Genomic DNA, 25335 nt, shown 5'->3' with positions numbered 1-25335 from the left:
TGGTGACCGGCGCGCCTCACCCGTCACCGTCGTGCGGGTGCCGCGCGCGCACGACGAGAAGGCCGTTCGGATCTTCGTGGGGCCGGTCCACGAAGATCCGAACGACACGGTCTAACGCTCGGTGGTGCGCTGGAAGACCGAACGGGACCAGAGGAAGCCGACCAGGGCGATGAGGGCGCACCAGGCGAGCGAGATCCAACCGTCGTTGCCGATCTCCGAGCCGGAGAGCAGGCCACGCAGGGTCTCGGTCATCGGCGTGAACGGCTGGTGCTCGGCGAACCAGCGCAGGCCGGGCGACATCGAGTCCGCCGGCACGAAGGCCGAGCCGAGGAAGGGGAGGAACTGGATCAGCAGCGGCTTGTTGCTCGCGGACTCGACGGTCTTGGAGATCAGGCCGAGCGCCACCGACAGCCAGGTCACCGCGAAGGCGATGGCCGCGAGGAGTCCGGCCGCCGCCAGCCACTCCAGGGGGCTCGCCGCCGGCCGGAAGCCGACGCCGAGTGCGACCCCCACGACCAGGACCATGCAGCCCATCGTCTGGAGGACGCTGCCGAGGACGTGGCCGGTCATGAACGAGGAGCGCGTGATGTCCATGGTGCGGAAGCGGTTGATGACGCCCTCGGTCATGTCGGCGCAGATCGCGACCGAGGTGGACATCGATCCGGAGGCGACCCCCATGATGATGACGCCGGGCGTCAGATACTCCAGGTACGCGTCCCGGCCGCCGCCGATCCCGGCGCCGATCGAGTCCCCGAAGGCGTAGACGAAGAGGAGCAGCATCAGGATCGGCATCATGGCGCTGCCGAATCCGACGGCGGGATAGCGGATCGCGTGCTTCAGGTTGCGCCGCAGCATCGTCATCGAGTCGTGCACGGCGTAGGTGAGGGTGCTCAACGCAGGTTCTCCTCGGCGGGAAGCGGGGTGCCGGTGGGGGTGGCGAGGGCGGTGCCCTCGCCGGTCAGGGCGAGGAACACGTCGTCCAGGTCGGGGGTGTGCACGGAGAGGCCGGCGGCCCGGACGCCGGCGGCGTCCAGCCGGTCGAGCAGGGCGCGCAGCGCGTCGAGGCTGCCGTCCCCGGCCACGCGCAGGGCGAGTTCCTCCTCCTCCCGGGCCGCGCCGGGGAAGGCGGCGGCCGCGCGGGCGTACTCGGCGGAGTCGGGGAACACCAGCCGCACGTGGCTGCCGGGGATGCGTGCCTTGAGTTCCTCCGCGGTGCCCTCGGCGACGATCCGGCCGCCGTCGAGGACGGCGATCCGGTCGGCCAGTTGATCGGCCTCCTCCAGGTACTGGGTGGTGAGGAAGACGGTGGTGCCGCCCGCGACCAGCGAGCGCACCATGTCCCACACGGTGCGGCGGCTGCGGGGGTCGAGTCCGGTGGTCGGCTCGTCCAGGAAGATCACCCGCGGGTCGCCGACCAGCGTCATGGCGAGGTCGAGCCGGCGCCGCATGCCGCCGGAGAAGGTCGCGGCCCGCTTGTGCGCGAGGTCCGCGAGGGCGAACCGTTGCAGCAGTTCCCTCGCCCGGGCGCGGCCCTCGCGCGCGGGGAGGCGCAGCAGGTCGGCCATGAGGAGGAGGTTTTCCTCGGCGGTGAGCAGGTCGTCGAGGGCGGCGAACTGCCCGGTGACGCCGATCGCGGCGCGCACCCTGGCCGGGGAGGTGGCCAGGTCGTGGCCCGCGACCTGGGCCCGGCCGCCGTCGGCGGGGATGAGCGTGCTGAGGATCTTGACGGTGGTGGTCTTGCCGGCGCCGTTCGGCCCGAGGAGGGCGAAGACGGTGCCGGCCGGGATGCGGAGATCGATGCCGTTCAGGACGGTCTTGTCGCCGTACGCCTTGCGCAGGCCGACGGCGGAGACGGCGGTCGGCGCGGGGCGATCACCCTGCCTGGACGTGGGCATGACAGAAGAAGGCATGGGCCCTCCCGTTCGAAGGGGGAATTGACTGGGGCGGCGGCCGGGTCGAGGCGCCGGAGGGCGCGCGGGCGCTCAGGCCCTGGCGCGGAGGATGTCGACGTTGCCGAACCGGGTGCGGGCGCGCACCTCGACGGTGTCCTCGGCCTTGTCCGGGGCCGGGGAGGCGGCGAGCGCGTTGCGCACCTGGCCGGCGCCCGAGCTGACGTCGAGCCAGGCGGCCGTGCCCTCGCGGACGCCCACCTCGATGGCGCCGTAGGAGGTCTCCAGCTGGACGGAGCCGCGGACCACCTCGCCCACCCGCAGGGTGCCGTGGGCGGTGGTGGCGGTGACCGAGGATTCGGCGCGCCTGATCTCGATGTCGCCGTTGGCGCCGCTCACCCGCAGGTCGCCGGTCGCGGCGCCGACGATCGTGCTGCCGTGCGAGTTCTTCAGGACGGCGGGGCCGGCCAGGAGGCCGACGCGCATGCTGCCGGAGCTGGTGGTGATCTCGGCCAGGCCCTCGACCCGGTCCACGGTGATCGAGCCGTGGGAGGCGGTCAGCCGCAGCGGGCCGGTGGTGTCGAGCCGCACGTCACCCGCGGAGGTCTTCACGCCGACCTCGCCGAGCCGTCCCTCGCCGAGCACCTGGGCCCAGGCGCCGGTCATCTCCAGGCGCGAGCCCGTGGGCAGTTCGACCGTCACGTCCACGGTGCCGGTGCGGCCGAAAAGGTGGCGCTGCTTGGCCGTTCTGATCGTCAGCGTGCCGTTCGCGTACGTGACCTCGCTCTGGTCGGCCGCCCGGACGTCCACGTCCCGCTTGGGGTCGCGAGGCCGCACCTCGACGACGGTGTCGAGGCGGTCGCCCGCGATCAGCCGGAGCGAGCCGGCCTCCACGTGCGCCGTGACCGAGATCGGTTCCGGGGTGTCGAAAGTAGGCATGGCGGTCCCATCCTTCTGGGTCGTGAGAGCGTCCCCGCTGGTGGGACGCGGTGTGGGTGAAGCGCCGAGCGAGGCGGCGGAAGTGGTGGGGGCGGGGCGCGCTCAGCGCACCCAGCCCGTGAAGCTCTGCCCGACGGTCGGGGTTTTCTCCGCGGCACGCGGCCGGGGGCCGCCCTCGACCGCGGCCGAAACCGCCCGCACCAGCCAGGCGTTGACCGACAGGCCCTCGCGGCTCGCGGCCTCCTCGGCACGCGCCTTGAGGTGGGCGGGCAGGCGCAGGTTGACGCGCGCGGTGCCGCTCTCGTCGCCGTCGGCCGGGGCCGCCGCGGCCCTGGCCGACTCGACGGGCGCGGGCGGCTCCGCCGGGGCGCCGCCGCCGGCGGGCGGCGGCGTCACCACGAAGTCGGGTTCGAGGCCGCGCAGCCGTACGTCGACGGAGCCGGGGGCGAGTTCGCGGGTGATCTCGTCCATCGCGGCGGAGAGCACGTTGAGCAGGGTCAGGCGGGTCGCCGACTCCAGGGGAGCGGTGAGCCGCTCGGCCAGCTCGCGGGCGTCTTCCCCGCCGGCTTCGGCGGCCACCGCGAGCTCGCGGCGGAGGGTGTCGACATACGGCGTGAGGTCCATGACGCCATGATGGCACCATCATGGCGCCATGCGCAAGCCCCCGTGGCACCTTGCCCGAGGAGCACCCTCGCACGGCCCGGCCACCTGCACCTACGCCGAGAACGCGCCCTGCGCCACCATGGCACCACGCCGGCCCGCACCCTGGCGACGACAGGAGCGGGAGCACGGCAGCGCCAACGCGCGGAGACCAAGGGGGCGCGGCCGACCAGGGCGAGCCGCGCTCGACCCGCCCCCGACGGCACCCGGGCGCGCCGGATGGCGCCGGACGGCACACCGATGGCACCACCATGCCCGCCCATGGCACCCCTTGGCACCTCATGGCACCTCATGGTGCCACCAGCCCCTCCGCCGGGCGCGATCCCCTTGCGCACCGGGCGCCGGGTCCCCAGCCCCGGGGGCCGCCGAGGAGCGGACACCGCGCGCCGGGGCATGGCCGGGTCACCGGCCGGACGGCGGCAATGCCACCCCCATGCCATGCCGCCGCCCGGCAGGGGGCGCCACCACGCAAAGGGCGCCCCGCCACACAGTGGGCGCGCCACCACGCAGAGAGCGCACCGGCACGCACAGAGCGCACCGCCGGGGGGCGGCGCGGCTACCGGGGGTGTCGGCCAGGCCAGGGCAGGTTCACGGTTTGCGGCCGACTCCGCCGTAGCAGGCGACCTCCTGGGGGGTGCCGAAGGGCGCGATTTCCAGGCGCCATTGGGAGCAGGAGACGATGCCGGGTTCGAGCAGGTCCAGGCCGCGGAAGTAGCCCTCGATCTGCTCGGGGCTGCGCGGGGTGTAGGGGACGGCGCGGGTTCCCGCGTTGTAGCGGCGGATGGCCTCGACGTAGGCGGGGTCGGTGTCCGTGCCGTCGTTCAGCGCGAGGTAGCTGCCCGCGGGCAGCGCCGCGAGCAGGTGGTCGACGATGCCGCGGGCCTCGTCGTAGTCGCTGACCAGGCCGAGGATGCCCATGAGCATCAGGCCGACCGGCCGGCTGAAGTCGAGGGTGGCGGCGGCCGCGCGCAGGATCTTCTCCGGGTCCCTGGCGTCCGCCTCCAGGTAGTCGCAGGCGCCCTCGGGGGTGCTGGTGAGCAGGGCGCGCGCGTGCACGAGGACGAGGGGGTCGTTGTCGACGTAGACGATCCGGCAGTCGGGGGCCACCCGCTGGGCGATCTCGTGGGTGTTGTCCACGGTGGGCAGCCCGGTGCCGATGTCGAGGAACTGGCGGATTCCCGCCGTACCGGCGAGATGGCGCACGACGCGGCCGATGAAGGCACGCGAGTGGCGGGTGATGTCGACCATGCCGGGGGCGAGTGCGACGATGCGGTCGCCGGCCGCCCGGTCGACCTCGTAGTTGTCCTTGCCGCCCAGGAGGTAGTTCCAGATCCGGGCCGAGTGCGGCCGGGTGATGTCTATCTTCGAGAGCCCCGCGGGTCCTGGCTCCGCCGCCTGGTCGGTCATGCACTCGCCTCCGTTGGTGTGTGCGACGCCGGACAACCTAACCCGGCCGGCCGTTCGACACCAACGACGGGGCCCGGGGGCACGGGCCCGCCCGCGGCCCGGAGGGGGGCCGCCGCGCCTGGCTGGTCGCGGCGGCCGGGACGCGGGCGGGCGCCGTCCGCGAGTGCCGGTCTCCCGGCGCTCCGGTCAGTCCTCGGGGCACTCCATCCACGACAGCTGATACGTCGTGGAGAGGTCGCCGTCCGCCGAGTCCATCGTGATCAGGCTCGTCGTCTCGCTGGTGTCCGAGGTGCCGGGGTTGACCCGCAGCTCGGTGTTGATGTTGAAGTTCCTGACCTCGCCGCAGGGCGCATAGACCAGGGACTCGATGTCGGTGACGTCGGTGGCCAGCCAGTTGTCGTCGAAGGCGCCGGTGAACTGGTGGCTGTACTGGGCGGTGTCGGGCGAGCCCTGGAAGTAGTAGCTCGCCTTCTGGATGGCGGAGGCGCCGTCCGCCAGGTAGGCGTAGCCGCGGTAGTCGACCGAGGCGATCGCGTAGGTGAAGCCCTGCGGCACCTGGACGGCCAGGTTGAGCTGGCAGTTCTTCCTGAAGTCGGTCGGGGTCGCGCCCACGCCCACCTGGGCCAGGTAGTCGCTGTAGGTGACGGTGAAGGCGGTGTTGTCCTCGGAGACGTCGACCGCGGTGGTGCCTTCGGGACAGCCGGATCCGTTGACGGTGACGACCTGGATCTCCATGTGGTCGGAGGGCGCGTCCTCGAAGTACGGCGGGGAGGCGAGCTGGCCGGACGTCGAGGTGGCGAACAGGGCAGCGAGCGCGCCGCCGACGATGAGAGCACCGGGCATGGGTTCTCCAATCGGTGGTCGATGGACCGCGCCGGCCACGAGGGGCGCGCGCGGTCCACGAGAAGGATGAGGCCGTGCAGCGTGAGTCACATTCACGCCGCCAGGCGGAGGGGAGGCGCCGTTCCTGGTACGGTGCATGCCAAGGCCCGGTAGGAGAGCGCCGGTTGCTACGGCGCTTGCCCTTCGGGGCCGGATCGGAGTGATGTTTCCGACTCTGCGGTGGACAGACGGCAAGCGGAAACATCACTCCGCACTCGGGGGGTGGTCCCCCTTTTTCCCACTGTGTCCCGCCGGCGGGCAGGCGGCTGCCGGGCCGCGCCGCTCACCGGGACGGCGGGGCGGAGCGGGCCCGGCGGCCTCAGCCGCCGGCGGACGGCGTGCTCAGCATTCCTTCCAGGTGAGGTGGTAGGTGGTGCTGACCGAGCCGTCGGTGCTGTCCATGGTCATCAGGCTGGTCGTCTTGGTGGTGTCCGAGGTGCCGCGGTAGACCCGGAGTTCCGTGTTGATGTTGACGTTCCTGTCCTCGCCGCACGGGGCCCAGATCAGGTCCGCGTACTCCGTGGAGTCCGTGGTGTGCCAGTTGTCGTCGTACGGCCCGGCGAAGGTGGTGCTGGAGGTCGCGGTCTCCGGGGAGCCCTGGTAGTAGTACTGCGCCTGCTGGAGGCCGGAGGCGCCGTCCGCGAGGTACGCGTAGCCGCGGTAGTCCACCGAGGCGATCGCGTAGGTGAAGCCCTGCGGAATGTGCACGTCGAGGTTCAGCTGACAGTTCTTCCTGAAGTCCGTCGGGGTCGCGCCCACGCCCACCTGGGCCAGGTAGTCGCTGTAGGTGACGGTGAAGGCCGTGTTGTCGGCGGACGGGGCGACGGCCGCGGTCCCGGCAGGGCAACCGGAGCCGTTGATGGTCGAGATGCTGATCTCGATCTGCTCGGTGGGCACGCTCTCGGGCGTGTCGAGGGCCGACGGCGCGCCCTGGGCGGCAAGAGCCGAGGCGATCATCGCCGCGACCGCTCCGCCGGCAAAAAGTACTCCGGGCATGATTCTCCAATCGGTGTCTTGCGTGCCGGACATACGTTTCCGGAAACGAGGTGCGGCGCATACGGCCATCTGTCAGCGGCATGCGCAGTCCCCGTGGGACCCGATAACCGGTCACGCGTGGATCGGGCGACGCAGGGCTGTTCCCAAGGGCCCTTGTGGGGCAGGGCAGGGCGGCATCGCCGCGGCAACGGGGCCGGCTGACCAATTCCAGCCACCGATGCGGTCACGGCCTGCGGGAAACGTCCTGGGCCGGACCAAAGGCCGCGCGGCAGGACTTTTCCGTGGGGGGTGCGGTGATGCTGAAAACGGCTCGTTCTTCCAGGACGAGGGACGCGTACTGTCCTGTACGTGCCGCCCCTTCGGCCCTGCGGCCCCCTTCATCTGGGAGCTTTCCCATGTTAAGCGGGTGCAGAATAAGAAGGAAGAGGGTGAGGCGTTTCACAAAAAGGAGGCCGAGAAACGCCTGGCCCGTCGGCGGGGTTTCCATGACGATGTCTCGCGGGGTCAGAAGAAACGCACCATAACGGCAACAGAGCCGGATTTGAGCCCCCGGAGCGACACTTGTTAACGTGCCGGTAATCAATCATTTTCCGCCCGGACTCACGGTCGCGCCGGGACATCCCGCGGCCCGCCCGGATATTCCGTCATGTTTTCCGCACCGCCCCTCCCAGCTCCCGGCCCGCCGGTCACGAACGGCACAAACACGGTGGCGCGAACCGGCGAGGCGCGCCGGCGGGCCGCCCCTCAGCCGGAGGGGCTGACCAGCCCCAGCTCGTAGGCCAGGATGACCAGGTGGACCCGGTCGCGGGCGCCGAGCTTCGTGAAGAGGCGGGCCACGTGGGACTTGGCGGTGGCCTGGGAGATGAACAGGTCCCCGGCGATCTCGCCGTTGGAGCGCCCGCGGCCCACCAGGGTCAGCACCTCGCGTTCGCGTTCGGTGAGGCCCTCGGCCTCGCGGCGCGGCGGCCGGTGCCCGGCCCGGTCCTCGTGCCGCAGGAACTCGGCGATCAGGCGCCGGGTGACGCCTGGCGCGAGGAGGGCGTCCCCGGCGGCCACCACGCGGACGGCGGCCAGGATGTCGTCGAGCGCCATGTCCTTGACGGCGAATCCGCTGGCCCCGGCCCGCAGCGCCCCGTAGACGTGCGCGTCCTCGTCGAAGGTGGTCAGCACCAGGACCCGGGTGGGCCCGCCCCCGCCGGTGATCAGGCGGGTCGCCTCGATGCCGTCCATGCCGGGCATCCTGATGTCCATCAGCACCACGTCGGGCCGCAGTTCCCTGGCCAGCCGCACCGCCTCGGCCCCGGTGGCGGCCTCGCCGACGACGTGGAGGTCCCCGGCGTCCGCGATGAGCACGCGCAGCCCCGACCGCACCAGCGGCTGGTCGTCGGCGAGCAGGACGCGGATGCTCACCGGGCCGCCAGGGCCCCGGCGCGCTCGGCCAGCGGCAGGCTGGCCGCGACCCGGAACCCGCCCAGGGGGCGCGGCCCCGCGCTGAACTCGCCGTGCAGCAGCCCGACCCGCTCGCGCATGCCGGTGAGCCCGAAGCCCTCCCGGAGGCGGCCGGGCACGCCGCGGCCCGCGTCCACGATCTCCAGGCCGAGGTCCTCGCTGCCGTAGTCGACGGTGACCTGGCAGCTTTCGGTGCCGGCGTGCCGGACGACGTTGGTCACGGCCTCCTGCACGATGCGGTAGGCGGCCAGGTCCAGGTCGGGCGGCAGCGGGCGCGGCTCGCCGCGGGTGCGGACGGCGACCAGCACGCCGCCGTCGCGGGCGCCGGCGGCCAGCCGCTCCAGGTCCGCGAGGCCGGGGGCCGGGGCGTCGGGCGGCTGCTGCTCCCGCCCGTCCGCCGGCTCGCCGCGGCGCAGCGCGACCAGGGTGCGCCGCAGGCCGGAGAGGGTCTCCCGGCTGGTGGCCTCGATGGCGCGCAGCGCCGCCCGGGCCTCGGCGGGCTGGGTCTCGATGACGCGGTTGCCGACGCCCGCCTGGATGGCGATGATCCCGACGCTGTGGGCGACCATGTCGTGCAACTCGCGGGCGATCCTGAGCCGTTCCGCGGTGATGGCGCGTTCCGTGGCCCTGGCCCTGGCCTCCTCCGCCGAAACGCGGCGCTGCTGGATGGTGTGGCCGACCAGCAGGGCGAACGCGAACTGCCCCGCGACCTCCAGCTGGCCGCGCGTGTCGGCCAGGGCGACCCCCTGGCACAGCCTGAGCGTCTCGAAGCCGGCGAGGGTGGCGCACACGAGGCCGGCCGCGGCGAGGACCGTGCGGGGCGGCCGGGCGGCGGCGATGTGGCACAGCGCGAGGGCGGCGGGCCCGATCTCCTCGAAGACCAGCTCGTTGCCGGATACCCCGCGCAGCGCGTCCGGCGGGAAGGAGAGCAGCGCGGGCAGGAGCGCCGAGGTCAGGAGCAGGGCGAGGGCAGGCAGCGGGAAGCGCCGCAGCAGCAGGGTGACCGCCACGGCCGCCGGCAGGGCGAAGGGGATGAGCGGCGCCAGCCCGTTGCGGTAGTCGAGGCAGGCCACGGCGAGCAGCTGCACGTGGGGGCCGGTGAGGAGGAAGGCGGCGGTGGTCCAGCCCAGGGCCGGGCCGAGCCGGTGCCACAGCCCCGCCAGGGGTGCGTTGCGGGTCGCGTCCATAGCCGCGAGGTTAACCGGGCCGGCCGCCGCGGGCATGAGCCCGCGGGACTACGCCCGTGGGCGGAAGCGGCGGCCCGGCATTGCGTCCGGCGGTCCGATGCCCGGGCGCCCGCCGCCCTGGCACCGTGGCCGACGTGATCGAAGTCGACGAACTCACCAAGAAGTACGGTGACAAGACGGCCGTGGACCGGCTGTCCTTCACCGTCAGGCCGGGGCAGGTGACGGGCTTCCTCGGCCCGAACGGCGCGGGCAAGACGACGACGCTGCGGCTGATCCTGGGCCTGGAGCGGCCCACCGGCGGCACCGCGCGGGTCGGCGGGGTCCCGTTCGCCTCCCACCCCCGCGGGCTGCGGCACGTGGGCGCGCTGCTGGACGCGCAGCAGGTGCACGGCGGGCGCAGCGCCGCCGCGCACCTGTGGGCGCTGGCCCGCGGCAACGGCCTGCCGCGGCGGCGGGTGGGCGAGGTGCTCGACGAGGTGGGGCTTGCCAGGGCGGCCGGGCGCCGCATCGGCGGGTTCTCCCTCGGCATGAAGCAGCGGCTCGGCATCGCGGCCGCGCTGCTCGGGGACCCGCCGGTGCTGCTGTTCGACGAGCCGGTCAACGGCATGGACGCCGAGGGCGTGCGCTGGACGCGGCGGCTGCTGCGCCGCCTGGCCGCCGAGGGGCGAACCGTCTTCCTCTCCAGCCACCTGATGGGGGAGCTGGAGAACACGGCCGACCGGCTGGTCGTCATCGGGCAGGGCAGGCTGCTCGCCGCCGAGTCGGTGCGGGAGTTCGCGGCGCGCGCCGGGGGGCGGACGGTGGTGGTGGGCACCCCGCAGGCCGCCGAGCTGACCCGCGTGCTGGTGGCCGAGGGCGCCGCGGTGGAGCCGGAGGGCTCGGCCGGGGCGGAACGCCTCGCCGTCACCGGCCTGGCCGCGGACCGCATCGGGGCGCTGGCCCTGCGGCACGGCCTCCAGGTGAACGAACTGACCACCCGCGCCGCCTCCCTGGAGGCGGCGTTCATGGACATGACCGCGGACAGCGCCGAGTACCGCACGCCGGGCGGCCCCGGGGCGGCCGAACGCCCCTCCCCCGGCGGCCGCCCTGACCCCGGGCGCGCGCCTGGCCGCCGCGACGAGGCGGAACCCACGAGGAAAGGCAAGGACGCATGAACGCCCCCGCACCCGCCGCTCCCCCGCCACCCGCCGCTCCCCCGCCCGCAAACGAGCCGAGGGCCCGCTTCGGCGACCTGGTGGCCGCGGAGTGGATCAAGACGAGGTCGCTGCGTTCCACGCCCTGGCTGCTGGGGCTGCTCGTGGTGTTCGTCATCGGGGCCGCGACCTTCACGGCCCTGGACAACAAGGGCGATTACCCGGGCATCGCGCCCTCCGCGCAGCGCCTGCGGGACGCGTTCACCCCCCTCGGCTTCATGACGCTGATCCTGGTGTCGGGCAGCGTGGGCGCGCTCAGCGTGGCCGGCGAGTACGGCAGCGGCCTGATCAGAACGACCACGGTGGCCGTCCCGGCCCGCGGTTCGGTGATGCTGGCCAAGGCCGTCGTGCAGGCCGTGTTGTGGACGGCGGCCGGCCTCCTCGTCTCCGCGGGTTCCTTCGTCTCCGTCCAGGTGATCATGAACGGCGCGGACGTGGCCGGGGCGCTCGGCGAGCCCGGCGCGCCGCGGGCCCTCGCGGCGGCCACGCTGGTGGCGCCCGTGTGCGCCCTGGCGGGCCTCGGCATCGGCGCGCTGCTGCGGCACGTGGCGACGACCGTGGTCGTCACCACCTCCGCGCTGCTGCTGCTCCCGCCCTTCCTGGCCGAGGACAGGCGCTGGTCGGCGGACCTCAGGCATGCGCTGATCCAGCCCTCCTGGGAACGGCTGGTCGACACCTGGCCCGACGGCGGGGGCCCGTTCCTCCGCCCGACGGTGCCCGGCTCCTGGGCGGTGTACGTGCTGTGGCCGCCGGCCGCGGTGGCCGTCGCGGTGCTCACCGTCCGGCGCCGCGACGTGTGAACGCCCCAACCGGGCTGCGGCGCGCGGGCGTTGCGGGCCGCGCCGCCGGCGGCCTAGCCCCGCACCGCCGCGCCCTCCCGCCCGGCTCGCCCGCCGCCCCCGGGCAGCGCACGACGGTGCGGCACCATCACGGGGTCACGGCGCGGGCACGCGGGTGGTGTGACACCCATGCGCACACGGATCGAACGCGATCCCGTTCTCCGGCTCAGGCGCCCGCGCCTCATGCTGACGACACTCCTCACAACGCCGCTCCGCACACGCCAAAGAGATGTACAGGCGCCCCGCGGAAGGCGGAAACGCCGAATCCTGCTGCATCGTCACGGTCGACTCCTGCTGTAACGATCCCTGTGCTGACCGTCACATCGTGCCGACCCGGCCACGCTGGAAGTTGCACGGAACTGTGCAACTGCGCGCCGTCGTCAGGAAATGCCCACCCACTCGGCGAAGTGTGCGAGCGACCCGCTCCTCGACCGCTCACGGCGACGCAGCTGCGTGACGGTTTCCCGCACCTGCGGGTGGTACCGGGTCTGCTCAGCGGCGATGCGCCGGGCCTTCAGGAGGCTGATGAACGCGGCGTCCTCCCGTCCCGCCCACAGGTAGGAGCGCGCCGCGTCGATGTGGACCTGGCCGGCGCGCATCACCGGCCACCGTGCCGGAAGGTGCAGGGATTCGGCGACCTTGACCGCTTCGGCGAACCGGTTCTGATCCGCCAGCGCCGCGATCTTGTGCGCCTTCACGTTGGTCGGGCCGAAGACGTACCAGTGCACGCCCCGGGCCCGGAATCCGACCGGGTCGTTACTCGTGGGGGCGTGCGCTCCCAGCCACCTCTCCGGAGTCGCCTCGCCGGTGCGCTGCGCATAGCGCTCCGCCTCGGCCAGGTGGCCCGCCGCGGCGCCGGCGTCCCGCAGCCGGGCGGCCAGCACCGCGCTGGCGAGGTGCTTCTGCCCGATGGCCGCGTCCCGTTCGATGCCGGGTTCGGCGTCCTGGGCGAGGCGCATGCCGCGTTCCTGGAGCCGCAGCCCGGTACGGAACTCGCCGTACCGGGAGCAGACGTTCGCACTCATCCACGTGCCCATGGCGGCGAGAAGGGGATCCTGCGCGCGGGCGGCTGCCCACTCCGTGCGGCTCGCGGCGAGCAAGGCGAGATCCTGAAACCCGAGCTTGGAGGCGAGGTTGAAGGCGACACGGTTCAGGCCGCACAGCAGCGCCCACGCCTGCGGATGCCCGGTCTCGTGGGCCGCGGTGGTGGTCTCGGCGAGGAGTGCCGGGAGGTCGATGGCCGCGGCCTTCAGCTCCGTGCGGTGGATCAGGCCGCTCAACCGGTCGCGTTCGTCGGCCAGTTCCTCGATGGTACGGGGACGGAGGGCCGGGTCCCCGCCGACATTGTAGAGGTTCAGCGCCTCGCGGATCGGCTGGATCAGCAGGTCCAGCTCGTCGGCGCGGAGTTCGTCCCGGTAGGGCTGGCCGAGCAGTTCGGCGGGCGTCACGCCCAGCGCCCGTCCGCACGCCGCGATGAACTCGGGACTGGCGCCCCGCTGGCCGCACTCGACCTTGGACACCAGCGACTTGGAGACGTGGGCCCGCATGGCCAGGCCGGTCTGGGTGAGCCCGCGGTCACGCCGGTACCCGGCGATTCGGGCTCCGATGTACTTGTCAGCGCTGTCGGGCATGTCGACTCCCGTGTTCCGTTCGGTTCTCGACAAACGGAACGGTACTCCTGACTCACGGTCGGTGACAGCCGAGGAACCGGCGGGCCCGGGCTCCGCCGGGGTCAGGAGCCGCTGTCCGGGTTCAGGAGCCGGTCCCTGGCCTCGTTGACGTGCTGGATGGCCTCCTGCAGGTCCGCCTGGCAGGTCATGGCGTCCAGGTCGGAGGGGGACATGGTCATGCAGCGCAGGTTGTCGTAGTTGTCCGCCGCCTCGTGGGTGGCCGTCGAGGCGTCGCGGACGGTCTGGTAGCGATCGGCGTCGTCCCAGGAGGCGATGGCGGCGTCCAGGTCGTTCATCTCCATGTCGAGGGCGGTGACGTAGCCGCTGCACTCGGGGCCGACCCCGGCGCACGCGCTCGGCAGGCTGTCCACCACATTGGTCAGCTTGTCCGCCCATTCCGTCTGCGTCTCGCCCGGGCCCGCCTCGCCGCCGGACCCGCCGCCGGACCCGCAGGCGGCGGTCAGTGCGGCGGTGCCGCACAGCAGCACGGCCCCAACTCCCTTGCTCAGGACTCTCGGTATCGACATGGCGGGATCTTAGCCGCGGGGCGGACGGGCCTCGGCATGCCGTCATGGCACGGAGGCCGCGTGCCGCCCCTGCCCCGAAAAGGTGCGGCCCCGCCGTGGGTGGCGGGGCCGGGGGTGGACGACGCCGGGAAGGCGTCAGGCGGCCACGAGTTCCAGGCCGTGGTCGAGGAGGGTGCGCAGGCGGTCGAGGTGCTCCCCGGTGGGGTCGACCAGGGGGGCGCGGACGCCGCCGGCGTCGAGGCCGCGCAGGCGTACGCCGGCCTTGACCAGGGAGACGGCGTAGCCGGGCCGCTGGCGGCGCAGTTCGACGAACGGGGCGTAGAACTCGTCGAGCAGCAGGCCCGCCGTCTCCTCGTCGCCGCGGGACACCGCCCCGTGGAAGGCGAGGGCGATCTCGGGGGCGAAGGCGAACACGGCCGAGGAGTACAGGGAGATGCCGATGCCGCGGTAGGCGTGCACGGTCATCTCGGCGGTCGGCAGCCCGTTGAAGAACTGGAAGCCGGGGCCGCTGGTCTGCCGGACGGCGCGCACCGTGCGGTGCATCAGCTCGATGTCGCCCACGCCGTCCTTGAGGCCGGCGACGCCGGGCAGCGCGGCGATCTCCGCGGCGGTCGCGGGGGTGGGGACGACGTTGGCGCGCTGGTAGACGATGACGGGCAGCTGCGTGGCGGAGGTGACGGCCCGCACGTAGTCGACGAGGCCGCTCTGCGGGGCGTCCACCAGGTAGGGCGGCAGCAGGAGCACGCCGTCCACGCCGGCGGCGGCCAGGCGTTCGGTCTGTTCCCTGACCAGGGGCAGGGGGCCGCCCGCCGCCGCGACGACCGGGACGCGGCCGGCCGTGGTCCGGACGGCGACCCTGGCGCAGGTCTCCAGCTCGGCGACGGTGAGGGCGTGGAACTCGCCGGTGCCGCAGGCGACGAAGACGCCGCCCGCGCCGGCCTCGACGCCCCGGCCGATGTGCCGGGCGAGCAGCTCCTCCTCGACGGCGCCGTCGCGGCCGAAGGGGGTGACGGGGAAGAAGAGGATTCCGTTGAACTGCATGGTGGTGGTCATCCCTTGGTCGCGCCTGCGGTGATTCCACGTACGAGAGAGCCCTGGAGACAGAAGTACACGATGAGGCTGGGTACCAGGGCGACGAGCGCCCCGGCCAGCACCACGCCTGAGCCGACCTGCACGTCGGCCCGCAGGACGGAGAGGGCGACGGTGAGGGTGTAGTCGTCGGGGCTGTTGGCGGCGATGATCGGCAGAAGGTACTGGTCCCAGATCATCAGGTAGCCGAAGATCCCGATGACGCCGAGGGCGGGGCGGCACAGCGGCAGGATGATCTGCCACAGCATGCGGAACTCCCCGACCCCGTCCAGGCGCGCCGACTCCTCGATCTCTCGCGGCACTTCCCGCATGAACTCGGTCATCACCAGCACGGAGAAGCCCCAGGCGCCGACGGGCAGGATGACGCCGAGGACGCTGCCCTTGAGGCTGGTGTGGAGCACGGGCAGGTCGCCGAGGACGACGGACAGCGGGATCGCGATGATCTCCTCGGGCAGCATCATGGTGAGCAGGAACAGGCCCATCACGATGGCCTGCCCGCGGAACCTGCGCCGGGCGAGCGCGTAGGCGGAGAGCACGGAGACGGTGATCTGCAGGAGCAGCCCGCCGCCCGCGATGACCAGCGAGTTGCCGAAGTAGCTCCACAGGCCGCGGTCGCCGGCGACCTGGAAGTTCTGCAGGGTGGAGTCGGTGGGGAAGAGGGAGAGGTGCGAGGCCTGGGCGGTCTTGCTGAAGGCGCCGCTGATGATGACGAGGAACGGCGCGGCGAAGACGAAGACCGCCAGCGCGCACAGCAGGATGCGCAGGACGAGGGCGGGCCCGAAGCTGGGCGACCAGCCGAGCGCGGTGTCGAAGCGGGTCGGCCTGACGCGCCCTCCCGCGGGGCGGCGGGAGGAGAGGGCGTTGCTCATGTGTCGGCCCTCCGGCTGAGGAGGCGAACGGCGATGGTGAGGACGAGGGTCACGGCGAGCAGCAGCATCGAGGCGGCCGAGGCCACGCCGATGTCGTTGCGTTCGAAGCCGAGGGAGAAGACGCGGGTCATCCACACCTCGGTGCGGCCGGCGGGACCGCCGCCGGTGAGGACGTAGACCTCGGTGAAGATCCGCAGGCCGCGGATGGCGGCCAGGGTGAGGACGATGGTGAGGGCCGGGCGCAGCGCGGGCAGGGTGATGTACCGCAGGCGCTGGAGCAGGGAGACGCCGTCCACGGCGGCGGCCTCGTACAGGGAGCGTTCGACGCCCGCGAGGCCGGCCAGGATGATCACCATGTTGTAGGGGGCGCCGATCCACACGCCGACGGCCATCACGGACCACAGGGCGCTGTCGGGGCTGTCGAGGAAGGGCTGGGGGCCGATGCCGACCAGGCCGAGGAGGGTGTTGACGAAGCCGTCCCCGGTGGGCAGGTACAGCAGCCGCCAGATCTCGCCGACCACGGCGATGGCGGTGATGACCGGCAGGAAGACGGCGGTGCGCACGATCCACAGCGACTTGGCCTGGCCCTCCAGGAGGAGGGCGAGCAGGAAGCCGACGACGATCGCGCCGAGGGTCTGGCCGATGCCGAGGGCGAGGGTGTGGCGGAACGCCTCGCGGAAGCGGTCGTCCTCCAGCACGGTGCGGTAGTTGTCCAGGCCCACCCACTGGTCGCCGAGGAAGGGCTGCACCTTGTGCAGGCTCAGCCTGATGCCCTGGATCATCGGGATGAACTTGAAGTACAGGGCGAGCAGCAGTCCCGGCGCCAGGAACAGCCAGGGGGTGAGGGCGCGCCGCCAGTTGAACGGGCGGCGGCGCACGCCCGGCGGCCGCGCGGGGGCCGCCGCCGGGCGTTCGGTGACCGGGGCCGTCACGGGAGCAGGTCCTGGTCGGCGAGTTCGGCGTCGATGTCCTCGGAGATGCCGGCGACGCCCGCCTCGACGTCGCTGCCGCAGTCGGCCATCAGGGCGTTGAGGCCCTCGGCGACCGCCTGCCGGATCGGCGTGAAGTTGATGGCGGAGGGGAAGGCCCTGGAGTCGTTGTCGTACTGCTCCTGGACGAGCTCCCAGCGCGGGTCGTTGCGGACCTGGCCGGCGTCGACGGTGCTGTTGACGGGCAGCCTGACGACGGGCTCCGAGGCCTCGTCGGCGGCCATCGCGATCTCCTGGGCCTCGGGCGAGATGAGGAACTCGGCGAGCTTCAGCTGCGCGTCGGTCTTGTCGGAGCCGGCGCCGAGGTAGATGTTCTCGCCCTCGGCCAGCATCGTGGTGCCCTCGGGGCCGGGCGGGGTGGGGATCACCTCGTAGGTGTCCTGGCCCGGCTGGTCGTCGTAGGCGGCGAGGTTGTAGGGGCCGGTGAGGTAGATGCCGGCCTCGCCGTTGTTGAACTGCCGGGATTCCAGGGTGGTCGAGGTGAGGGCGTTGGGCTGCACGTGCCCGGGCGTGCAGAACTGTTCCTTGATCCACTCGACGGCCGCGACGGTGCCCGGCGAGTCGAAGGCGGACTCGTAGGTGCCGTCGTCCCCCTCGGTGACGAAGTCCCCGCCGCCCTGCCAGATGTAGGAGGAGGCCCACCAGGCGAGGTAGCCGCGCTCGGTGGTGCCGGGGACGACCATGCCGAAGGTGTCGTCCTGGCCGTTGCCGTCGGGGTCCTGGGTGGCGAAGGCGTCGGCGAGGGCGGAGAGGTCCTCCCAGGTCTCGGGGACGGGCAGGCCGAGGTTCTCCCGCCAGTCCTTGCGGACCACGGTGACGAAGGCCTGCCGCGAGAAGGGGATGCCGTAGTAGTCGCCGTCGAGGCCCTGGGTGGTCGCCCAGTTCTCGTCGGATATGTCCTCGCCGCCGGTGACGGAGTCGCGGTCGACGGGGGTGAGCCAGCCCTGGGACTGGTAGGTGCCGAGCGAGCCGCTGTCGTTGATGAAGACGTCGGGCAGGTCGCGGGAGGCGGCCCGGCCCTGGATCTGGGTGTCGAACTCGACCACGGGCTTGTAGTCGATCTCGATGCCGGTCTCCTCGGTGAAGGCGTCGAACACCTTCTGGTACGTCTCCGCGGGCGCGTCGGCGCTCCGGGTCCACACCTCCAGGGCCCCGCCCGATCCGCCGGAGTCGCCGTCGTCGGAACCGCAGGCGGTCAGTCCGCTGAGGACCGCACCGGCCGCCAGCAGGGCCACGGCAGTCCGGGCCGAAGTCGGTCTCAGCATCACAGCTCCGTTCACAAGGATGAACCATTTTCATGTCTGTGAGAAGTGTGCGTGCACAGTAGAAGCCCCCGGGACGGCCGGTCAACCCTTTCGCCAACACGCCGCTCACTCAGGTTTTTTCGACGATTTCGACGGGGCCGTCCGGCGGGGGCCGCGGGCGGGCCCACGCGCGGCCCCGCATTCATGTACGTGACCCGCCGGGGCAACCGCTTGCGCCGTCGCGCGCCGGCGCGGGGCCCGGGCGGGCGGCCCGGGGGGCGACGCAGGGCCCGGGCGTCCACGCCGCCCCCACCCGCCCCGTCCGGCCCCCGGGCCCCGTTGGTCAAGGAAAGGTTGTATCGGGGGCCGGTTGGCCGAAAACATCGCGGCCCTCCGTGCCCGCGGCGGGACCGGCGGGACCGGCGGGACCGGCGCCGGGTTCGCGGGGGCGGGTGGGGGGCGCGGGGCCGGAACACGGAACGTGCTCGCCGGCGGCCGGCGTTCCGGCGAGGCGGCAGGTCGGCCGCAGCGAACGGTCACGCTGCGGCGTCACGCGCCTACACGAGGGCCGTTTCCGCAGGCAGCGCACGACGCGTCAACCCCTTCGGTGAGCATTGCAAAGTGCAAGAAAAATACTTTCCAGATACAGCAAACTGGCGGAAAAGTGACCACGGGAGGCGAGGCGAGAGGGAAGTCTGGAGCGCTGGATGCACAGCCGCGCGCCGGCAGCAGGGCCGGCGTGCCAGATTCCCGAGGGGAGTCCATGTCGTGTGGCATGGCAGGGCAAGGGCGGAACGCGCCGCCGCGGCGGCGGCCGACCGGCTCCTTCAGGCGGGGCAACTGCTGCGCAAGGTGCCCACCACCGCGGACGGCCGGGCCGTCTTCCGCACCGACCAGTCCGTCAACGACGCGCCGTACCGGGAGCGTTGGGCGCACGACAAGGTGGTGCGCTCCACCCACGGCGTCAATTGCACCGGCTCCTGCTCGTGGCAGGTGTACGTCAAGGACGGGCTGATCGCCTGGGAGACGCAGGCCACCGACTACCCGTCCACCGGGCCCGACCGCCCCGAGTACGAGCCGCGCGGCTGCCCTCGCGGGGCCTCCTTCTCCTGGTACACGTACTCGCCGACCCGGCTGCGCTACCCGCACGCGCGCGGCGTGCTGCTCGACATGTACCGGGAGGCCAGGGCCCGCCTGGGCGACCCGGTGGCGGCCTGGGCCGAGATCACCGGCGACCCGGAGCGGCGCCGGCGCTACCAGGCGGCCCGCGGCAAGGGCGGCCTGGTGCGGCTCGGCTGGGACGAGGCCCTGGAGATCGCCGCCGCCGCCCACGTGCACACCCTCCTCGCCCACGGGCCCGACCGGATCGCGGGCTTCTCCCCCATCCCCGCCATGTCGATGGCCTCGCACGCGGTCGGCGCCCGCTTCATGTCGCTGCTCGGCGCCCCGATGCTGTCCTTCTACGACTGGTACGCGGACCTGCCCGTCGCCTCCCCGCAGGTCTTCGGCGACCAGACGGACGTGCCGGAGTCGGGCGACTGGTGGGACGCCGCCTACCTGCTGCTGTGGGGCTCCAACGTGCCGGTGACCAGGACCCCGGACGCGCACTGGATGGCCGAGGCCCGCTACCGGGGCCAGAAGGTCGTGGTGCTCTCGCCCGACTACGCCGACGCCACCAAGTTCGCCGACGAGTGGCTGCACCCGCACCCGGGCACCGACGGGGCGGTGGCCATGGCGATGGGCCACGTGATCCTCAGCGAGTGCTTCGTGGCCAGGCAGGTGCCGTACTTCGAGGACTACGTCAGGCGCTTCACCGACCTGCCCTTCCTGGTCGCGCTCGACGAGCGGCCCGAAGGCCGCCTCGTCCCCGGCGGCTTCGTCACCGCGGCCGACCTGGGCCTGGCCGCGGACCGCTCCGCCGAAGCGCGGCGCTGGATGCCGGTCCTCCTCGACGAGGCCACGGGCGAGCCCGCGGTGCCGGCCGGCACGCTCGGCGACCGGTGGGAGCCCGAGGGCGCCGGCCGCTGGCACCTGGACCTCGGCGGGCTGCGCCCGCGGTTGAGCCTGCACGGGGCGGACGGCGCGCACGGGGCCGAGGTCGAACTGCCCTGCTTCGACCGGGAGCCTGGCGTGGTGCGGCGCGGCGTCCCGGTGCGGCGGATCGCGGGGCGGCTGGTCACCACCGTCTTCGACCTGCTGCTCGCCGGGTACGGGGTGGCGCGCGAGGGCCTGCCGGGGCAGTGGCCCGCGGGCTACGAGGACGCCTCGGCGCCCGGCACCCCCGCCTGGCAGGAGACGCTGACCTCGGTGCCCGCCGGCGCGGTGGTGCGGGTGGCACGGGAGTTCGCGCGCACGGCGGAGACGACCCGCGGCCGCTGCATGATCGTGATGGGCGCCGGCACGAACCACTGGTTCCACTCGGACACCATCTACCGCTCCTTCCTCTCCCTGCTGCTGCTGACCGGCTGCCAGGGCGTCAACGGCGGGGGCTGGGCGCACTACGTGGGGCAGGAGAAGGTCAGGCCGCTGACCGGGTGGCAGCAGCTGGCGACGGCGGCGGACTGGGTGCGGCCCTCGCGGCAGATGGCGGGCACCCCCTACTGGTACCTGCACACCGGCCAGTGGCGTTACGAGAGCTTCGGCGCCGACGCGCTGGCCGCGGCCACCGGCCCGGGCGCCTTCCGCGGGCTGCACACCGCCGACCTGGTGGCCCGTTCGGCGCGGCAGGGCTGGATGCCGGCCTACCCCACCTTCGACGCGAACCCGCTGGACCTGGGCGACCGGGCCCGGGCGGCCGGCGGCGACCCGGCCGCCTTCGTCGAGGGCGAACTCGCCGCGGGGCGGCTGCGCTTCGCCTGCACCGACCCCGACGACCCCGCCAACTGGCCACGGGTGCTGACCGTGTGGCGGGCCAACCTCATCGGCTCCTCGGCCAAGGGCAACGAGTACTTCCTGCGGCACCTGCTCGGCGCCCAGGACAACGCGAGCGCCGAGCCCGCACCCCCCGGCAGCAGGCCGCGGGAGGTCGCCTGGCGCGAGGAGGCACCGCGCGGCAAGCTCGACCTGCTGCTGACCCTCGACTTCCGGATGACCTCGACCGCGCTGTTCGCCGACCTGGTCCTCCCGGCCGCCACCTGGTACGAGAAGCACGACCTGTCCAGCACGGACATGCACCCCTACGTGCACGCCTTCTCCCCGGCGATCAGCCCGCCCTGGCAGGCCCGCACCGACTTCGAGATCTTCCACGGCCTGGCCGCCAAGGTCTCCGAGCTGGCCCGCGGGCGGCTGGGCGCGCGCTGGGACCTGGTGGCCACCGCCCTCCAGCACGACACCCCGGACGAGGCCCCGCCCGCCGGGCCGACCGCGCCGCGGGTGACGCTGGTGCGGCGCGACTACACGGCCCTGGCCGAGCGGCTGGCGGCCCTCGGCCCGCTGGCCACGGAACTGGGCATGACGGCCAAGGGCGTCACCGTACGCCCGGGACCCGAGGCCGAGTGGCTGGCCGCCCGCTGCGGCACCGCGGCCGAAGGAGCCGCGCAGGGGCGCCCGCTGCTGGACACCGACGTCAAGCTGTGCGAGGCGATCCTCGCCCTCTCCGGCACCACCAACGGCCGCCTCGCCGCCGAGGGCTTCCGGCGGCTGGCCGAACGCTGCGGCCCCGGCTCGGGACTCGACGCGCTCGGCGCCTCGGTCGCCGAGCACCGCGTGGTCTTCTCCGACACCCAGAACCGGCCCATGCAGGCGGGCGCCAGCTTCGAGTGGTCGGGCAAGGAGGGACCGGACCGCAGGTACGCGCCGTTCACCGTCAACACCGAGCACGCCAAGCCCTGGCACACCCTCACCGGCCGCCAGCACTTCTACCTCGACCACCCCTGGATCGCCGAACTCGGCGAGCAACTGCCCGTCTACCGGCCGCCACTCGACCTGGCGGCGCTCGGCGAGGGCCTGCCGCAGAGCCCGGAAGGCGGGCGGCAGGTGACGGTGCGCTACCTCACCCCCCACGCCAAGTGGTCCATCCACTCCGAGTACCAGGAGAACCTCCTCATGCAGACCCTCGCCCGCGGCGGCCCCGTGATCTGGCTGAGCGTGCCGGACGCGGAGGCCGTCGGCGTGGCCGACAACGACTGGATCGAGGCCGTCAACGCCAACGGCGTCGTGGTGGCCAGAGCCGTCGTCTCCCACCGCATGCCGCCGGGCACCGTGTTCCTGTACCACGTGCCCGAGCGCCTGGTGAACGTCCCCAAGTCCCAGGCCACCGGGCGCCGCGGCGGCGTCCACAACTCGCTCACCCGCCTGCTGATCAAGCCGAGCCACCTGATCGGCGGCCACGCCCAGCTGTGCTTCTCCCCCAACTACTACGGGCCCACGGGCAACCAGCGCGACGCGGTCACCGTCATCCGCCGCCGCGCCCAGGAGGTGACGTACTGATGCGCGTCATGGCACAGGTCGCCATGGTGATGAACCTCGACAAGTGCATCGGCTGCCACACCTGCTCGGTCACCTGCAAGCAGACCTGGACCAACCGGGCCGGCACCGAGTACGTCTGGTTCAACAACGTCGAGACCCGGCCGGGGCAGGGCTACCCGCGCGGGCACGAGGACCAGGACAGGTGGCGCGGCGGCTGGGCGCTCAGGCACGGCCGCCTGGTGCCGCGCGCCGGCGGCCGGGCCCGCCGCCTGGCCCGCATCTTCGCCAACCCCGACCTGCCCAGCCTCGGCGACTACTACGAGCCGTGGACCTACGACTACGAGAACCTCACCACCGCGCCGCTCGGCGAGGACGTGCCCACCGCCGCCCCCCGCTCCCTGATCGACGGCCGCCCCGCGCCGGTCACCTGGGGCCCGAACTGGGACGACGACCTGGGCGGCGGCCCCGAGCACCTCGCCGGGGACCCGGTGCTCGCCCGGATGAACGAGCAGGTGCGGCTGGAGTACGAGCAGGCGTTCATGTTCTACCTGCCGCGCATCTGCGAGCACTGCCTCAACCCGACCTGCGTCGCGGTCTGCCCCTCCGGCGCCCTCTACAAGCGGGTGGAGGACGGCATCGTGCTGGTGGACCAGGACCGCTGCCGCGGCTGGCGGATGTGCGTCTCCGGCTGCCCCTACAAGAAGGTCTACTTCAACCACCGCACCGGCAAGGCCGAGAAGTGCACGCTGTGCTACCCGCGCATCGAGGCCGGGCAGCCCACGGTCTGCTCGGAGACCTGCGTGGGGCGGCTGCGCTACCTCGGCGTCATGCTCTACGACGCCGACCTGGTCGGCAAGGCCGCCGCCGTGCAGGACGAACGCCGCCTGTACGAGGCGCAGTTGGGCTGCTTCCTCGACCCCGATGACCCGGCGGTCGCCCGGGCGGCGGAGGAGGCGGGCGTGCCCCACGACTGGGTCACCGCGGCCCGCCGCTCCCCGGTGCGCGACCTGATCGTCCGCTACCGGGTGGCGCTCCCGCTGCACCCCGAGTACCGGACGATGCCGATGGTCTGGTACGTGCCGCCGCTCTCGCCCGTGGTCGAGGCCCTCACCGCCACCGGGCACGACGGGGAGGACCCGGCGAAGCTGTTCGCGGCCATCGACTCGCTGCGCATCCCCGTCGGCTACCTCGCCGGGCTGTTCACCGCCGGCGACCCGGCGCCCGTCGAGTCCGCGCTGTGCCGGCTGGCGGCGATGCGCAGCCACCTGCGGCGGATCAACCTCGGCGAGGAGCGCGACCCGCGGATCGCGGCCTCCGTCGGCCTGGACGAGGCGGGCATCGAGGCGATGTACCGGCTGCTCGCCCTCGCCAAGTACGAGGAGCGGTACGTGATTCCCACCGGCTACACCGCCGAGCACGCCGGGCACGCCGACGGGGCCGCCGCCGGGTGCAGCCTGGAGGGCCCCGAGGGACCGGGGATGCTGGAGGCCGGCGGCTTCCACACGCCGCCGCCGCGCGAGGCCGAGCCGAGCGGGGCCGCGCTGCGCGGCCGGATCAACCTCCTCAACTGGAACGGCAAGGGCCGCCCCGCCGGGCTCTTCCCGCGGCGGCCCCGCGACGCGGAGGGCTCCCGGTGATCAACTCCGCCATCCGGCAGGCCGCCTCGCTGCTGCTGCTCTACCCGGGCCCGGAGTGGCCGGGGCGGCTGCGGCTGATCGACTCCACCCTGCGGGCCCTGCCGGGGCCGCGCAGCGAGCCGCTGCTGCTGCTCAGGTTCTGCGAGGCGGTGGCCGGGCTGCCGCCGACGGAACTCGGCGCCCGCTACGTCGCCACCTTCGACCGCAGCAGGCGCCGCACCCTGCACCTGACGTACTACTTCGACGGCGACACCCGCCGCCGCGGGCAGGCGCTGCTGCGGTGGCGCTCCCTGTACCGCACGCACGGCTTCGCCCCGCCGAGCGACGAGCTGCCCGACTTCCTGCCGCTCGCCCTGGAGTTCGCCGCCCGCTGCCCCGAGGCGGGCGAGCGGGTGCTGCGCGAGCACCGAGCCGCCCTCGAACTGCTGCGGCTGGCGCTGGCCGACCACGGCAGCCCGTACGCCGACGTGCTGAGCGCCGTCTGCCGGACGCTGCCCGGCGCCTCCCCGGCCGACCGGGCCGCCGCCTTGCGGCTGGCCAGGGGCGGGCCGCCGGCCGAGAGCGTCGGCCTCGACGCCGGCCCCGCCGGACTCCCCCACCCCGCCGGGCCCGCCGGACCCGAAGGATCCGACGCCGGCCACGGGGGCGGGCCGGCCGGCGCGTGGCCCGGCGTCCCGGCGCTGACCGGACACCCCGCGGAGGGACACCAGTGAGTCACCACCTGCACGTGGCGCTGTGGGGCGTGCTGCCCTACCTGTCGGCCGTCCTGCTGGTCGCGGGCAGCGCCTGGCGCTACCGCTACGACCGCTTCGGCTTCACCACCCGCTCCAGCCAGCTGTACGAGCACCGGATGCTGCGCGTCGGCGGCCCCCTGTTCCACTACGGGCTGCTGTTCGTGGCGGCCGGGCACGTGGCCGGGCTGCTGGTGCCCGAGTCGTTGACCGAGCGGCTGCACGTCGGCGAGGACCTCTACCACGCCAACGCGTTGCTGGTGGGCGGCGCGGCCGGGCTGGCCACCGCGGCTGGCCTGGCCGTCCTGCTGTACCGCAGGCTGCGGGTGCCCGCGGTGCGGGCGGCGACCTCGCGCAGCGACCGGCTGCTCTACCCGGTGCTGCTCACCGTGCTGCTCGCGGGCCTCGCCGCCACCGCGACCACGACCGCACACGACCCGTACGACTACCGCCTGGGCGTGTCCGTCTGGTTCCGCTCGCTGTTCACGCTCGATCCCGACGTGGCCGCGATGCAGCACGCGCCCCTCGTGTACCAGGCCCACGCCCTGCTGGGGATGGCGCTGTTCGCCCTGTGGCCCTTCAGCCGCCTGGTGCACGCCTTCGCCGCGCCGGTCGGCTACCTCTTCCGCCCCTACGTCGTCTACCGCTCCCGCGGCGGGCGCCGGGCCGGGGCGGGGCGGCGCGGCGCCGTCACGGGAGAGGGGGCGCTGCGGCGATGAGCCGGACGGGGG

The 25335-nt window shown here is 73.3% G+C and carries 21 protein-coding genes; 6 read left to right on the top strand and 15 right to left on the bottom strand.

Going from position 1 to position 25335, the window contains the following annotated elements:
- Positions 1 to 111: 111 nt before the first annotated feature.
- The 9 genes from D7294_RS09415 to D7294_RS09375 all read right to left on the bottom strand — a co-directional run bounded on the left by D7294_RS09415 (position 112) and on the right by D7294_RS09375 (position 9409).
- Positions 112 to 894, bottom strand: coding sequence for an ABC transporter permease (locus D7294_RS09415; RefSeq protein WP_120677546.1), 783 nt, complete (start codon positions 892 to 894; stop codon positions 112 to 114).
- Entirely contained in the window at positions 891 to 1895 is a 1005-nt protein-coding gene (locus D7294_RS09410) for an ATP-binding cassette domain-containing protein (protein WP_120677544.1), read from the bottom strand. Before D7294_RS09410 ends, D7294_RS09415 begins: the two co-directional genes overlap by 4 nt.
- An 87-nt stretch (positions 1896 to 1982) precedes the next feature.
- Positions 1983 to 2828, bottom strand: a complete 846-nt coding sequence (locus D7294_RS09405) for a DUF4097 family beta strand repeat-containing protein (protein ID WP_120677542.1) — start codon at positions 2826 to 2828, stop codon at positions 1983 to 1985.
- A 102-nt stretch (positions 2829 to 2930) separates the two neighbouring features.
- Positions 2931 to 3452: a toxin-antitoxin system HicB family antitoxin gene (locus tag D7294_RS09400; RefSeq protein ID WP_120677540.1), complete on the bottom strand. Its 522-nt coding sequence runs from the start codon at positions 3450 to 3452 to the stop codon at positions 2931 to 2933.
- A 624-nt stretch (positions 3453 to 4076) separates the two neighbouring features.
- Positions 4077 to 4895 carry an SAM-dependent methyltransferase gene (locus D7294_RS09395; protein ID WP_120677538.1) on the bottom strand — a complete coding sequence of 273 codons (819 nt, stop codon included), beginning with the start codon at positions 4893 to 4895 and terminating at the stop codon, positions 4077 to 4079.
- A gap of 186 nt (positions 4896 to 5081) precedes the next feature.
- Entirely contained in the window at positions 5082 to 5738 is a 657-nt protein-coding gene (locus D7294_RS09390; protein ID WP_120677536.1) for a DUF4360 domain-containing protein, read from the bottom strand.
- A gap of 381 nt (positions 5739 to 6119) precedes the next feature.
- Positions 6120 to 6773: a DUF4360 domain-containing protein gene (locus tag D7294_RS09385; RefSeq protein ID WP_120677534.1), complete on the bottom strand. Its 654-nt coding sequence runs from the start codon at positions 6771 to 6773 to the stop codon at positions 6120 to 6122.
- Positions 6774 to 7517: 744 nt separating this feature from the next.
- Positions 7518 to 8183 carry a response regulator gene (locus D7294_RS09380; RefSeq protein ID WP_120677532.1) on the bottom strand — a complete coding sequence of 222 codons (666 nt, stop codon included), beginning with the start codon at positions 8181 to 8183 and terminating at the stop codon, positions 7518 to 7520.
- Positions 8180 to 9409, bottom strand: coding sequence for a sensor histidine kinase (locus tag D7294_RS09375; RefSeq protein ID WP_120677530.1), 1230 nt, complete (start codon positions 9407 to 9409; stop codon positions 8180 to 8182). The genes D7294_RS09380 and D7294_RS09375 overlap by 4 nt, the downstream gene beginning before the upstream one ends.
- A gap of 134 nt (positions 9410 to 9543) precedes the next feature.
- On the opposite strand from D7294_RS09375, the gene D7294_RS09370 reads away from it, so the two are divergent.
- Both D7294_RS09370 and D7294_RS09365 read left to right on the top strand, forming a co-directional pair.
- On the top strand, positions 9544 to 10563 hold the full coding sequence (locus D7294_RS09370) for an ABC transporter ATP-binding protein (protein WP_174248306.1): 1020 nt from the start codon (positions 9544 to 9546) through the stop codon (positions 10561 to 10563).
- A complete protein-coding gene (locus D7294_RS09365) occupies positions 10560 to 11402 on the top strand; it encodes an ABC transporter permease (protein ID WP_120677526.1) in 843 nt (280 codons plus the stop codon). Before D7294_RS09370 ends, D7294_RS09365 begins: the two co-directional genes overlap by 4 nt.
- 419 nt (positions 11403 to 11821) lie before the next feature.
- On the opposite strand, the gene D7294_RS09360 is transcribed toward D7294_RS09365, so the two are convergent.
- From D7294_RS09360 to D7294_RS33035, 6 genes are all read right to left on the bottom strand, one after another.
- Positions 11822 to 13072: a helix-turn-helix domain-containing protein gene (locus D7294_RS09360; protein WP_120677524.1), complete on the bottom strand. Its 1251-nt coding sequence runs from the start codon at positions 13070 to 13072 to the stop codon at positions 11822 to 11824.
- 101 nt (positions 13073 to 13173) lie between these two features.
- A complete protein-coding gene (locus tag D7294_RS09355; protein WP_120677522.1) occupies positions 13174 to 13638 on the bottom strand; it encodes a hypothetical protein in 465 nt (154 codons plus the stop codon).
- Between the two features lie 135 nt (positions 13639 to 13773).
- Positions 13774 to 14679 (bottom strand): 5-dehydro-4-deoxyglucarate dehydratase, encoded by a 906-nt coding sequence (locus D7294_RS09350; protein ID WP_120677919.1) that lies wholly within the window; start codon positions 14677 to 14679, stop codon positions 13774 to 13776.
- An 8-nt stretch (positions 14680 to 14687) separates the two neighbouring features.
- Positions 14688 to 15596 (bottom strand): carbohydrate ABC transporter permease, encoded by a 909-nt coding sequence (locus D7294_RS09345; protein ID WP_120677520.1) that lies wholly within the window; start codon positions 15594 to 15596, stop codon positions 14688 to 14690.
- Positions 15593 to 16528, bottom strand: a complete 936-nt coding sequence (locus D7294_RS33040) for a carbohydrate ABC transporter permease (RefSeq protein WP_241562222.1) — start codon at positions 16526 to 16528, stop codon at positions 15593 to 15595. The genes D7294_RS09345 and D7294_RS33040 overlap by 4 nt, the downstream gene beginning before the upstream one ends.
- Positions 16525 to 17850: an ABC transporter substrate-binding protein gene (locus D7294_RS33035; RefSeq protein ID WP_241562221.1), complete on the bottom strand. Its 1326-nt coding sequence runs from the start codon at positions 17848 to 17850 to the stop codon at positions 16525 to 16527. Before D7294_RS33035 ends, D7294_RS33040 begins: the two co-directional genes overlap by 4 nt.
- A 747-nt stretch (positions 17851 to 18597) precedes the next feature.
- On the opposite strand from D7294_RS33035, the gene D7294_RS09335 reads away from it, so the two are divergent.
- From D7294_RS09335 to narI, 4 genes are read left to right on the top strand one after another with little or no spacing between them, the layout of a single operon-like run.
- Positions 18598 to 22257, top strand: coding sequence for a nitrate reductase subunit alpha (locus D7294_RS09335; protein WP_120677518.1), 3660 nt, complete (start codon positions 18598 to 18600; stop codon positions 22255 to 22257).
- A complete protein-coding gene (gene narH / locus D7294_RS09330) occupies positions 22257 to 23873 on the top strand; it encodes a nitrate reductase subunit beta (RefSeq protein WP_174248305.1) in 1617 nt (538 codons plus the stop codon). Before D7294_RS09335 ends, narH begins: the two co-directional genes overlap by 1 nt.
- Positions 23870 to 24586 carry a nitrate reductase molybdenum cofactor assembly chaperone gene (gene narJ / locus D7294_RS09325; RefSeq protein WP_338325627.1) on the top strand — a complete coding sequence of 239 codons (717 nt, stop codon included), beginning with the start codon at positions 23870 to 23872 and terminating at the stop codon, positions 24584 to 24586. Before narH ends, narJ begins: the two co-directional genes overlap by 4 nt.
- Positions 24583 to 25323, top strand: a complete 741-nt coding sequence (gene narI, locus D7294_RS09320; protein ID WP_120677516.1) for a respiratory nitrate reductase subunit gamma — start codon at positions 24583 to 24585, stop codon at positions 25321 to 25323. Before narJ ends, narI begins: the two co-directional genes overlap by 4 nt.
- Positions 25324 to 25335: the final 12 nt, after the last annotated feature.

The sequence above is a fragment of the Streptomyces hoynatensis genome, assembly GCF_003626535.1.
In the GTDB taxonomy this organism is placed as follows: domain Bacteria; phylum Actinomycetota; class Actinomycetes; order Streptomycetales; family Streptomycetaceae; genus Streptomyces; species Streptomyces hoynatensis.
Note: the sequence above shows the minus strand (reverse complement) of the source record. Positions and strands in the feature narration are given on the sequence as shown.

Coding starts and splice junctions, on each gene's coding strand:
- D7294_RS09410 (WP_120677544.1), bottom strand. CDS start 1,895: ATGCCCACGTCCAGGCAGGGTGATCGCCCCGCGCCGACCGCCGTCTCC.
- D7294_RS09405 (WP_120677542.1), bottom strand. CDS start 2,828: ATGCCTACTTTCGACACCCCGGAACCGATCTCGGTCACGGCGCACGTG.
- D7294_RS09400 (WP_120677540.1), bottom strand. CDS start 3,452: ATGGACCTCACGCCGTATGTCGACACCCTCCGCCGCGAGCTCGCGGTG.
- D7294_RS09395 (WP_120677538.1), bottom strand. CDS start 4,895: ATGACCGACCAGGCGGCGGAGCCAGGACCCGCGGGGCTCTCGAAGATA.
- D7294_RS09390 (WP_120677536.1), bottom strand. CDS start 5,738: ATGCCCGGTGCTCTCATCGTCGGCGGCGCGCTCGCTGCCCTGTTCGCC.
- D7294_RS09385 (WP_120677534.1), bottom strand. CDS start 6,773: ATGCCCGGAGTACTTTTTGCCGGCGGAGCGGTCGCGGCGATGATCGCC.
- D7294_RS09375 (WP_120677530.1), bottom strand. CDS start 9,409: ATGGACGCGACCCGCAACGCACCCCTGGCGGGGCTGTGGCACCGGCTC.
- D7294_RS09365 (WP_120677526.1), top strand. CDS start 10,560: ATGAACGCCCCCGCACCCGCCGCTCCCCCGCCACCCGCCGCTCCCCCG.
- D7294_RS09360 (WP_120677524.1), bottom strand. CDS start 13,072: ATGCCCGACAGCGCTGACAAGTACATCGGAGCCCGAATCGCCGGGTAC.
- D7294_RS09355 (WP_120677522.1), bottom strand. CDS start 13,638: ATGTCGATACCGAGAGTCCTGAGCAAGGGAGTTGGGGCCGTGCTGCTG.
- D7294_RS09350 (WP_120677919.1), bottom strand. CDS start 14,679: ATGCAGTTCAACGGAATCCTCTTCTTCCCCGTCACCCCCTTCGGCCGC.
- D7294_RS09345 (WP_120677520.1), bottom strand. CDS start 15,596: ATGAGCAACGCCCTCTCCTCCCGCCGCCCCGCGGGAGGGCGCGTCAGG.
- D7294_RS33035 (WP_241562221.1), bottom strand. CDS start 17,850: ATGCTGAGACCGACTTCGGCCCGGACTGCCGTGGCCCTGCTGGCGGCC.
- narH (WP_174248305.1), top strand. CDS start 22,257: ATGCGCGTCATGGCACAGGTCGCCATGGTGATGAACCTCGACAAGTGC.